General features: G+C 19.0%; 1 protein-coding gene. It reads right to left on the bottom strand.

Features of this window, described 5'->3' with window-relative positions; genetic code table 11:
- Positions 1 to 29: 29 nt before the first annotated feature.
- The coding region (locus ACY2RX_RS15000; RefSeq protein ID WP_490104762.1) for a hypothetical protein at positions 30 to 231 on the bottom strand (202 nt) is incomplete at its 5' end.

Below are 231 nucleotides of genomic sequence, written 5' to 3'. Positions count from 1 at the left end.
ATTTTTTATCTCTTTATCAAGTAAAAAGATTATTTGTGTTTTAAAATTGATTTTAAAAGCTTTGCTGAGTTATACCAACTATATTTTTCTTTAATAATTTCTTGAATATCATTTAACTTTGAGTCATTTCCTTTATCTAAAATAGTATTTAACTTTTCTAAAAATAAATTACTATCATTTACATCTATAAAATATGGGTAGAAAAAAATAAAATCTTTCATAGCTGTTTTA

Source organism: Polaribacter sp. 2405UD43-2 (assembly GCF_058147125.1).
Note: the sequence above shows the minus strand (reverse complement) of the source record. Positions and strands in the feature narration are given on the sequence as shown.